This is a genomic window from Streptomyces sp. NPDC058335 (assembly GCF_042723915.1).
Classification (GTDB): Bacteria; Actinomycetota; Actinomycetes; order Streptomycetales; family Streptomycetaceae; genus Streptomyces.
The window spans coordinates 270,701-278,510 of the sequence record NZ_JBHXHX010000009.1 but is presented as its reverse complement, the minus strand read 5'-3'; the positions used below and the strand labels follow the sequence as shown (position 1 = coordinate 278,510).

At 72.7% G+C, this 7,810-nt stretch carries 7 protein-coding genes; all 7 read left to right on the top strand.

The genetic code is table 11. From position 1 onward, the window contains the following. Positions 1-440 precede the first annotated feature (440 nt). Positions 441-1,334, top strand: coding sequence for a squalene synthase HpnC (hpnC, locus tag ACFWJX_RS20175; RefSeq protein ID WP_383244746.1), 894 nt, complete (start codon positions 441-443; stop codon positions 1,332-1,334). After that, entirely contained in the window at positions 1,331-2,281 is a 951-nt protein-coding gene (gene hpnD / locus ACFWJX_RS20170; protein ID WP_383244742.1) for a presqualene diphosphate synthase HpnD, read from the top strand. The genes hpnC and hpnD overlap by 4 nt, the downstream gene beginning before the upstream one ends. After that, positions 2,281-2,436: a DUF6380 family protein gene (locus ACFWJX_RS20165; RefSeq protein ID WP_383244739.1), complete on the top strand. Its 156-nt coding sequence runs from the start codon at positions 2,281-2,283 to the stop codon at positions 2,434-2,436. Before hpnD ends, ACFWJX_RS20165 begins: the two co-directional genes overlap by 1 nt. After that, on the top strand, positions 2,433-3,893 hold the full coding sequence (gene hpnE / locus ACFWJX_RS20160) for a hydroxysqualene dehydroxylase HpnE (RefSeq protein ID WP_383244736.1): 1,461 nt from the start codon (positions 2,433-2,435) through the stop codon (positions 3,891-3,893). Before ACFWJX_RS20165 ends, hpnE begins: the two co-directional genes overlap by 4 nt. A 74-nt stretch (positions 3,894-3,967) precedes the next feature. Then, a complete protein-coding gene (locus ACFWJX_RS20155) occupies positions 3,968-5,032 on the top strand; it encodes a polyprenyl synthetase family protein (RefSeq protein ID WP_383245045.1) in 1,065 nt (354 codons plus the stop codon). Positions 5,033-5,151: 119 nt separating this feature from the next. Further along, positions 5,152-7,164 (top strand): squalene--hopene cyclase, encoded by a 2,013-nt coding sequence (shc, locus tag ACFWJX_RS20150; protein ID WP_383244734.1) that lies wholly within the window; start codon positions 5,152-5,154, stop codon positions 7,162-7,164. Continuing rightward, positions 7,164-7,805 carry a 1-hydroxy-2-methyl-2-butenyl 4-diphosphate reductase gene (locus ACFWJX_RS20145; RefSeq protein ID WP_383244731.1) on the top strand — a complete coding sequence of 214 codons (642 nt, stop codon included), beginning with the start codon at positions 7,164-7,166 and terminating at the stop codon, positions 7,803-7,805. Before shc ends, ACFWJX_RS20145 begins: the two co-directional genes overlap by 1 nt. Positions 7,806-7,810: the final 5 nt, after the last annotated feature.

Sequence of the window (7,810 nt, the reverse complement as noted above, 5' to 3'; positions counted from 1 at the left end):
GGTTCTCGGGGCGTCTGATGTATGGCCGCCACCCGGTTCTGTGGTGGGGGGGGTGTGGTTTTCGGCCGCGGTTGCGGCCCGGGGGCCGGGGGGGCCCGCTGTCCTGGGGGCGGGGGGGGCCCCGACGTCCGCAAAGGAAGCGTCAACTCCGGCCCGTCCCAGGAAGCTTGACGGCAATCGGTGTGTTGTTGTGATCTGCGGGACACCCGCGCGAACCTCGCTGCCTTGTACAACGTAAGCTGTGGCGGGTCCCGAAACGCGTCAAGTGGGGCCATAATGCGCGACACCCCCAGCCACGGCTGCCGCGCGGGCGGCCGGGCGGCGTGTCCGAAATAGTGGGTGTCGGGTTGTCGGTGTAGAACGGGAGATGTGACGGCAATGGCTACGGAAACTCCCCAGCTCAACGCAGCATGCGCCGTCCCTGCCCAGGGAAGTCGACGATGACGGCGCCGAGCCCCGCGGACGCGGAGCGCGGCACCCTCGCCAAGGCCGCGGACGAGAACTTCCCCGTGGCCCCCTTCTTCCTGCCCCGGGACTGGCGCGAGGATCTGGTCGCCGTGTACGGCTTCGCCCGCCTCGTCGACGACATCGGTGACGGCGACCTGGCACCCGGCGGTGCCGATGCCCGCCTGCTCGGCGTGCCGGCCGGCGAGGCCGAGGAGCGGCTGGTCCTCCTCGACGCCTTCGAGGCCGACCTGCGGCGCGTCTTCGACGGCACCCCCCGCCACCCCCTGCTGCGCCGCCTCCAGCCCACCGTGCGCCGCCGCTCGCTCACCCCCGAGCCCTTCCTCGGCCTGATCGCCGCCAACCGCCAGGACCAGCTCGTCACCCGGTACGAGACCTACGACGACCTGCTGGCCTACTGCGAGCTGTCCGCCAACCCCGTGGGCCGGCTGGTCCTCGCCGTCACCGGCACCGCGACCCCCGAGCGCGTCCGACGCTCCGACGCGATCTGCACCGCGCTCCAGATCGTCGAGCACCTCCAGGACGTGGCCGAGGACCTCGGCCGCGACCGTGTCTACCTTCCCGCCACGGACATGAAGCGATTTCACGTCCAGGAGGCGGATCTCGCCGCGGCCACCGCGGGCGCGTCGGTGCGCGCCCTGGTCGCCTTCGAAGCCCAACGCGCCCGCGACCTCCTGAATGAAGGCGCCCCCCTCGTGGGTAGCGTCCACGGAAGGCTGAGGCTGCTGCTCGCGGGCTTCGTGGCGGGAGGAAGGGCGGCGCTCCACGCGATCGCCGCCGTCCAGCACGACGTTCTTCCCGGCCCGCCCAAGCCCGGCAAGCTCCGGCTGCTGCGCGAGGTGGGCGTGACCCTGCGAGGAGAGGGGTGATCCGGAACGTGGAGTCACCGCCACCCGTGTCAGCACCGGTACTCGCCGCCTACGGCTACTGCGAGACCGTCACCGGACAACAGGCGCGCAACTTCGCCTACGGCATCCGGCTGCTGCCCACCGCGAAGCGGCGTGCGATGTCGGCGCTGTACGCGTTCTCGCGCCGCGTCGACGACATCGGCGACGGCGCGCTGGACGGCGAGGTCAAGAGCGCCCGGCTGGAGGACACGCGGGCGCTGCTCACCCGGATCCGTGCGGGCGAGGTCGAGGAGGACGACACCGACCCGGTCGCGGTCGCCCTCGCGCACGCCGCGAAGGCCTTCCCGCTCCCGCTCGGCGGCCTGGACGAGCTGATCGACGGCGTCCTGATGGACGTCCGCGGCGAGACCTACGAGACCTGGGACGACCTGAAGACGTACTGCCGCTGTGTGGCGGGCGCCATCGGGCGGCTCTCCCTCGGCGTGTTCGGTACGGAACCGGGGGCGCGCGGCGGCGACCGGGCGCCGGAGTACGCCGACACCCTCGGGCTCGCCCTCCAGCTGACCAACATCCTCAGGGACGTCCGCGAGGACGCCGCCGGCGGGCGCACCTATCTGCCCGCCGACGACCTCGCCAAGTTCGGCTGCTCGGCCGGGTTCGACGGGCCGACGCCGCCGGAGGGCTCGGACTTCGCGGGCCTCGTGCACTTCGAGGTGCGACGGGCCCGCGCCCTCTTCGCCGAGGGCTACCGGCTGCTTCCCCTGCTCGACCGGCGCAGCGGCGCCTGCGTGGCCGCGATGGCCGGCATCTACCGCCGCCTCCTCGACCGCATCGAGCGCGACCCCGAGGCCGTCCTGCGCGGCCGGGTCTCGCTGCCCGGCCGGGAGAAGGCCTACGTCGCCGTCCGCGGCCTCTCCGGTCTGGACACCCGCCATGTGTCCCGGCTGGCCGGCAGGAGGCAGATCTGATGGACCCACGGGGTGACGAAGAAGTGGACCAGGGCGATGCCGCCGGAGAAAAGCGGCACGCAACCCTCCGCCGCGGCGCGGCGTCCCTGACTGCGACGGCCTGCCGTGCAGAGTTCAACCGTCACGGTGGACGCACAGGGGAGGGTGCACGATGAGCGACGAGCCGCGCTCCGACATCCCGGAAACCTCCGGGCGGGACGCCGTCGTGATCGGCGGCGGGCTCGCCGGCATCACCGCCGCGCTCGCGCTCGCCGACGCGGGCGTGCGCGTCACCCTGCTCGAGGGCCGGCCCCGGCTCGGCGGCCTGGCCTTCTCCTTCCAGCGCGACGGGCTCACCGTCGACAACGGCCAGCACGTGTACCTGCGCTGCTGCACCGCCTACCGCTGGTTCCTCGACCGCATCGAGGGCACGGCGCTGGCACCGATCCAGAACCGTCTCGACGTGCCCGTCGTCGACCTCGCCAAGCCGGAGGGGCGACGGCTCGGCAGACTGCGGCGCGACGCGCTGCCGGTCCCCCTCCACCTGGGGCGCAGCCTCGCCACGTATCCGCATCTCTCGCTCGCCGATCGCGCCAAGGTCGGCCGCGCCGCGCTCGCGCTCAAGGGGCTCGACCTCGCCGATCCGGCCCTGGACGAGCAGAACTTCGGCGGCTGGCTGACCGCGCACGGTCAGTCGGCGCGTGCCGTGGAGGCACTGTGGGACCTGGTCGGGGTCGCCACCCTCAACGCGGTCGCGGGCGACACCTCCCTGGCGCTCGCCGCGATGGTGTTCAAGACCGGTCTGCTGTCCGAACCGGGCGCCGCCGACATCGGCTGGGCCCATGTGCCGCTGGGCGAACTGCACGACCGGCTGGCCCGCAAGGCGCTCGACTCCGCGGGCGTGCGCACCGAGGTCCGTACCCGCGTCACCTCCGTCTCTGCCGAGGACAACGGCAGTTGGACCGTTCAGGTTCCCGGCGAGACGCTCCGCGCGGACGCCGTCGTGCTCGCCGTACCGCAGCGCGAGACGTACGACCTGCTACCGGACGGGGCGCTCGACGCCCCCGAGCGGCTCCTGGACATCGGGACGGCGCCGATCCTGAACGTGCACGTCGTCTACGACCGCAAGGTGCTCGACGTCCCCTTCCTCGCCGCGCTCGGCACCCCGGTGCAATGGGTGTTCGACCGCACCGAAGCCTCCGGGCTGTTGGGCGGCGGGCCCGAAGGGCCTCCGTACCAAGGCGGTGGTGGGCGACGGGCGGGACAGTACCTCGCCGTCTCGCAGTCCGCCGCGCACGAGGACATCGACGCACCCGTGGCCGCCCTGCGCGAGCGCTACCTGCCCGAGCTGGAGCGGCTGCTGCCCGGCACGCGCGGCGCCACGGTGCGGGACTTCTTCGTGACCCGGGAGCGCACGGCCACCTTCGCTCCCACCCCCGGCGTCGGACGGCTCAGGCCCGGCGCCCGCACCAAGGCATCCGGCCTGTACCTGGCCGGAGCGTGGACCGCCACAGGGTGGCCCGCGACCATGGAGAGTGCGGTCCGCAGCGGCGTGAGTGCGGCGGACGCCGCCCTCGGCGCCCTCGGCCGGCCCCGCCCCCGCCGCCTCTTCGCGTTCGAGGAGGCCGCCTGATGACCGATCAGCACGGCTCGGCACACCCCCGCACCCCCTCCGGTACCGCGACAAGAGGAGAAACTGTGCCCACTGTGCCCCCGGCCGAGAAGGCCGCCAGGAGGACCGCGGTGGACGTGACCGCGCTGCTGGAGCGCGGCCGGACCCTGGCCACACCGGTGCTGCGCGCGGCCGTGGACCGCCTGGTGTCTCCCATGGACACGGTCGCCGCCTACCACTTCGGCTGGATCGACGCCCAGGGCAACCCGACCGACGGGGACGGCGGAAAGGCCGTACGTCCCGCGCTCGCGGTGCTCTCCGCCCAGGTCACCGGCGCAGCGCCCGAGGTGGGCGTGCCCGGTGCGGTCGCCGTCGAACTGGTCCACAACTTCTCGCTCCTGCACGACGACCTGATGGACGGCGACGAGCAGCGCCGCCACCGCGACACCGTCTGGAAGGTGCACGGCCCCGCCCAGGCCATCCTGGTCGGCGACGCCCTGTTCGCCCTCGCGGGCGAGGTCCTCCTCGAACTCGGGACGGTCGAGGCGGGCCGGGCCGCCCGGCGGCTGACCACCGCCTCCCGGGCCCTGATCGACGGCCAGGCCCAGGACATCTCCTACGAACACCGCGACCGCGTCAGCGTCGAGGAGTGCCTGGAGATGGAGGGCAACAAGACCGGCGCCCTGCTGGCCTGCGCCAGCTCGATCGGCGCCGTGCTCGGCGGCGCGGACGTGCGCACCGCCGACACCCTGGAGCGCTACGGCCACCACCTCGGCCTGGCCTTCCAGGCCGTCGACGACCTCCTCGGCATCTGGGGCGACCCGGAGGCCACCGGCAAGCAGACCTGGAGCGATCTGCGCCAGCGCAAGAAGTCCCTCCCGGTCGTGGCCGCCCTCGACGCCGGCGGCCCCGCCTCCGAACAGCTCGGGGAGATGCTCGCCGCCGACGCCAAGCGCAGCGACTTCGAGAACTTCTCCGAGGAGGAGTTCGCGGCCCGCGCCGCGCTCATCGAGGAGGCCGGCGGCCGCGAGTGGACCGCCGGGGAGGCGCGCCGTCAGCACACCATCGCCATCGAAGCCCTGAACGCCATCGACATGCCCGAGCAGGTGCGGGACCAGTTCACGGCTCTCGCCGACTTCGTCGTCGTACGAAAGAGATGATCACTATCGGTCGAATAACCCTCGCGTAGTCGCCGGCCGGTGTCGCGGGAAGAGACGCACCGGCCGACGGCGGACCCACAGCAGACGCAACGCCATGCACACTGCACGAAGGGGAAGCCATGACAGCGACGACCGACGGAAGCACCGGGGCCCTCCCGCCCCGCGCTGCCGCGGCCAGCGAAACCCGTATCGACATCCCCGCGGCGGCCGGGGTACAAGAAGCCGCCGTGCGCGCGGTGCAGCGCGCGACCGACTTCCTGCTCGCCCGGCAGGACGTCGAGGGCTGGTGGAAGGGCGACCTCGAGACGAACGTCACCATGGACGCCGAGGACCTGCTGCTCCGTCAGTTCCTGGGCATCCAGGAGGAGTCGACGACCCGCGCCGCCGCCCTCTTCATCCGCGGCGAACAGCGCGCGGACGGCACCTGGGCCACCTTCCACGGCGGCCCCGGCGACCTCTCCGCCACCGTCGAGGCGTACGTCGCCCTGCGGCTGGCCGGGGACGAGCCGGGCGCGCCGCACATGGCGAAGGCCTCCGCCTGGGTCCGCGAGCAGGGCGGGATCGCCGCCGCCCGCGTCTTCACCCGGATCTGGCTGGCGCTGTTCGGCTGGTGGAAGTGGGAGGACCTGCCCGAACTCCCGCCGGAGCTCCTCTACTTCCCGAAGTGGTTCCCGCTCAGCATCTACAACTTCGGCTGCTGGGCCCGGCAGACCATCGTGCCGCTCACCGTCGTCTCGGCGAAGCGCCCGGTGCGTCCGGCGCCCTTCCCGCTCGACGAACTGCACACCGACCCGGCCGATCCCAACCCGCCGAGGCCACTGGCACCGGTGGTCAGCTGGGACGGACTGTTCCAGCGGCTGGACAAGGTCGTGCGCGGCTACCGCACGGTCGCGGTGCGCAGACTGCGCAAGGCAGCCCTGAACTCCGCCGCCCGCTGGATCATCGAGCGGCAGGAGAACGACGGCTGCTGGGGCGGCATCCAGCCACCGGCCGTGTACTCGGTCATCGCCCTGTACCTGCTCGGCTACGACCTCGAACACCCCGTGATGCGGGAGGGCCTGAAGTCGCTGGACCGGTACGCGGTGTGGCGCGAGGACGGGGCCCGGATGATCGAGGCCTGCCAGTCACCCGTGTGGGACACCTGCCTCGCCACCATCGCGCTGGCCGACGCGGGGGTGCCGGCCGACCACCCCCAACTGGTCAAGGCGGCCGACTGGATGCTGGGCGAGCAGATCGTGCGGCCCGGCGACTGGTCCGTACGGAGGCCCCAACTTCCGCCCGGTGGATGGGCGTTCGAGTTCCACAACGACAACTACCCCGACATCGACGACACCGCCGAGGTGGTCCTCGCGCTGCGCCGGGTACGCCATCACGACCCGGACCGGGTGGAGAGCGCGATCGGGCGCGGGGTGCGCTGGAACCTCGGCATGCAGTCCAAGAACGGCGCCTGGGGCGCGTTCGACGTCGACAACACCAGCCCCTTCCCCAACCGGCTGCCGTTCTGCGACTTCGGCGAGGTCATCGACCCGCCGTCCGCGGACGTCACCGCGCACGTCGTCGAGATGCTCGCGTTCGAGGGCCTCTCCCACGATCCGCGCACCCGGCGCGGCATCACCTGGCTGCTCGCCGAACAGGAGCCGGACGGCTCGTGGTTCGGGCGCTGGGGCGTCAACTACATCTACGGCACCGGCTCGGTGGTGCCCGCGCTCACCGCCGCCGGACTGCCCGCCCGGCACCCGGCGATCCGGCGGGCGGTCGGCTGGCTGAAGCGCGTACAGAACGAGGACGGCGGCTGGGGCGAGGACCTGCGCTCCTACCAGGACTCGACACGCTGGAGCGGCCGGGGCGCCTCCACCGCCTCACAGACCGCCTGGGCGCTGATGGCACTGCTGGCGGCCGGGGAGAAGGACTCCAAGGCCGTCGAACGGGGCATCGCCTGGCTCGCCGAGAACCAGCGCGAGGACGGCTCCTGGGACGAGCCCCAGTTCACCGGCACCGGTTTCCCCTGGGACTTCTCCATCAACTACCACCTGTACCGGCAGGTCTTCCCGCTGACCGCGCTCGGGCGGTACGTCCACGGTGAGCCCCTCGCCGCGAAGGCACCGGTTCCCGCCGAGGCCGAGGGACGCTGATGAAGGCCCAGCCCGCCTCCGCCCCGCTGCTGATCGCCTGCGCGCTCGGCATCGAGCACCTCGCGCTGCGCATGGGCGACCGCGGCGGGGCCGGCGGGCCGGTGACCGTTCTGCGCACCGGCATGGGGCCGAAGGCGGCCGAGCGCTCCGTCACCCGGGTCCTCGCCGACCCGGTGCTCGGCGGGGCGGCCGTGCTCGCCACCGGCTTCTGCGCGGGACTGGCCCCCGGCATGCACCCCGGTGATCTCGTCGTCGCCGAGGAGACCCGCGACCCGCTCGGCACCGTGCCGTGTGTGAACACCGACCTGCTCGTCAAGGAACTCGTGCGCACCCTGCCCGGACGCACCGTCCACACCGGCCCCCTGACCGGCTCCGACCACGTGGTGCGCGGCCCGGAGCGGTCCGACCTGCTCGCCACCGGCGCGATCGCGGTCGACATGGAGTCGGCGGCCACGCTCCTGAGCGCCGTCCGCGCGGGCATGCGCCCGGTTGCGGCCGTCCGGGTGGTCGTGGACGCTCCTGAACATGAACTCGTCCGGATCGGCACGGTGCGCGGTGGAATATCGGCTTTCCGCGTCCTTCGTTCCGTCCTGCCTGCATTCTTCGAATGGCACCGCAATGTGCTGCTCCCCCGGAGGTGAGCCAG